This is a genomic window from Colwellia hornerae (assembly GCF_007954355.1).
GTDB classification, from domain to species: Bacteria; Pseudomonadota; Gammaproteobacteria; order Enterobacterales; family Alteromonadaceae; genus Colwellia_A; species Colwellia_A hornerae.
Genome location: NZ_VOLR01000062.1, coordinates 1 through 2,406 on the forward strand (window position 1 = coordinate 1; position 2,406 = coordinate 2,406).

The 2,406-nt window shown below is 41.2% G+C and carries 3 protein-coding genes; all 3 read right to left on the reverse strand.

Translation table 11 applies throughout. The features are described from left to right. Nucleotides 1-23 precede the first annotated feature (23 nt). Complete coding sequence (gene tnpC / locus ESZ26_RS18860; protein ID WP_146801332.1) at nt 24-1,574, reverse strand: IS66 family transposase; 1,551 nt, start codon at nt 1,572-1,574, stop codon at nt 24-26. 106 nt (nt 1,575-1,680) lie between these two features. Then, nucleotides 1,681-2,028: an IS66 family insertion sequence element accessory protein TnpB gene (tnpB, locus tag ESZ26_RS18865; RefSeq protein ID WP_146801335.1), complete on the reverse strand. Its 348-nt coding sequence runs from the start codon at nt 2,026-2,028 to the stop codon at nt 1,681-1,683. Next, a complete protein-coding gene (gene tnpA / locus ESZ26_RS18870; protein WP_146801337.1) occupies nt 2,028-2,324 on the reverse strand; it encodes an IS66 family insertion sequence element accessory protein TnpA in 297 nt (98 codons plus the stop codon). The genes tnpB and tnpA overlap by 1 nt, the downstream gene beginning before the upstream one ends. Between the last annotated feature and the right edge of the window lie 82 nt (nt 2,325-2,406).

Here is a 2,406-nt window from a genome sequence, read left to right on the forward strand (position 1 = left end):
CGTAAGGGTATAGCTAACGACACCTAGCCGCGCTGAATATTCCAGGGTAACAGCGGTTCAAGGTTGTTTGGTTGCTCTGCAATATGTTGTAAGCACTGTGATATATAGTCATGCACGACTATGCCGTTGGCCTTAGCGGTTTCAACAATACTATAAAGAATAGCACTCGCATGAGCACCATTACAGGTATTTGAAAACAGCCACGCCTTGCGCCCGATCACAAATGGTTTTATTGCCCGCTCTGCTCGATTGTTATCAATCGATAGTCTGCCATCTTCAAGGTAGCGTTGGAATTTATCAAACTGATTTAGACTGTAGCTTATTGCCTCACCCAGTTTGCTTTTCGGTGGGATTTTATCTTTATGATTTATCAGCCAATCATGTAGTTCTTTTACTATTGGCTTAGCGTGTGACTGCCGGATGTTGAACCTATCCTCTATCGATTTGTCTTTGAGCTGCTGCTCTAACCCATAGAGCTTGCCGATTAAGTTTAAGGCCACATCAACTTTTCCCGTCCTCGATTTCGCTTGTATCTTCTTCGCATCCATGAACTTACGACGAATATGTGCAAGACAGGCGACTAATCTTGCCTCTGTTAGCCCATAAGCTTGATAGCCATCAACATGCATATAACCTTGGTAACCATCAAGAAAGTCAATCGCGCATTGAGCTGCACGGCTATTATGATAATCGTATAATACGATATTAGTTTTTTCACTCAGCCTATCGCTGCCGCAGCAATACACCCACATATAACTGGTCGCTTTTTCTGCATTGATGACTTTTAAAGGGGTTTCATCAGCGAAAATGGCAGGCTCTGCGAGCAATACTTCCTTTAAGCGCATGTACAGTGGCTCAAGTAGTTGAGCGCTACGTAGCATCCAACTCGACATAGTTTGACGACTCAATTCGAGTCCAATATCACTAAACATCGTTTCTTGGCGGTATAACGGTAAGCCAAATTGATATTTACACGAGATGATTTGGCTGAGTAAGCTGGGCGTAGCAATACTTTTTGGTATTGGCGTTGCTGGCATCAAGGCAGTTTTCACCACACTTTCAGTGCCGTTACGCTCACATTGACGACAGGTGTATTTGGGGCGAATGGTTTTAATCACTTTGATATGAGCTGGCACAAACTCTAAGGCTTCGCTACTGCTTTCACCCATCTTATGCAAAGGGCTTTGGCAGCAATCACAGACTTTGTCACTTTCATCAATATCTACCAACACTTCTTTACGCGGCAGTGATGCGGGCAATGGCTTACGTTTTGGTTTGGTTTTTGTTATCACGTTAATATTTGAATCAGCCAGAATCTTTTTATCAACGTCATCAAGCACTGACTCTGCTTCATTAAACACTTCATCAGCACCGGGCATCTTTTCTGATTTTTTACCATACTCGTTAGCAAGCTTGAGGTTATACCGTTCAAGCAACTGTTGATAAGCCGCGTCTTTTTCTACTAACTCATTATCTTTTTGAGCTAATTCTTTATCCATGCGTTGCTGCAACTCAAGCAGCATTTGTTTGAGTTGTTCTGGGTCGTTGGGTAGCGAATTAGCATTAAATTTCATCCGATGATTTTAACAAAATGTGCAATGTAATTCTGCTTTTAGCGTCATTTAGGATAAGCGCCTCTGTCAATGATCGTTGACTGAAAAAAAGTTAACTATTAGGTCATTAGATCATCGACTGATAATGTAATTCTTGATGACCAAGGACATCATATCCAGAGAGTAACCAATCAAGTTGCTCAGCGCTTAACACAAATTCAGTCTCGTTGATCTTGCTCGGCCATTTGAATTTTTGTTTTTCTAAACGTTTTTGCCAAAGTGCAAAGCCAGTTTTGTCCCAATACAATATTTTCAGTTTGTCTTTGGCTTTGTTGCAAAAAACGAATAAAGCGCCAGTATAGGCATCACGGTTTAGCTCATCTTCAACCAGTGCCGCGAGGCCATTTATTGCTTTACGAAAATCAACAAAATCTCGATGAAGAAAAACCTCTGAAGGGTTAACAAACATCTTCATTAAACTAACTCACGCAACAATTGGCTGAGGTAATTTACAGAGGTTGATGCAGGTAAACTGACATGTACCTTACCCATGTTAACTATTATGGGAGTTTTCTGCTCAACGAATTCGACCTGCTGCGTTATTTTGGCGCGAACAAAGTTATCTGCTAACAAGCTGAATTTCTTTCGAACAGCATAAAAGCTAGAGGTTGTTAATTGCTGTTGTTGGCAATAATCAATAATGGTTAAACCGCTGGTTTGCTGATCTTCAATGATGGTTTGCCATTGCTCTTGGCTACGTGTAATTCTCATGGTTATCTCCGAAATTAAGTTAGGAGATAAGATATCGGTGATCGAGTATTAGATACAGGTGCCGTTAGCTATACGCTTACTC

Coding starts and splice junctions, on each gene's coding strand:
- tnpC (WP_146801332.1), bottom strand. CDS start 1,574: ATGAAATTTAATGCTAATTCGCTACCCAACGACCCAGAACAACTCAAA.
- tnpB (WP_146801335.1), bottom strand. CDS start 2,028: ATGAAGATGTTTGTTAACCCTTCAGAGGTTTTTCTTCATCGAGATTTT.
- tnpA (WP_146801337.1), bottom strand. CDS start 2,324: ATGAGAATTACACGTAGCCAAGAGCAATGGCAAACCATCATTGAAGAT.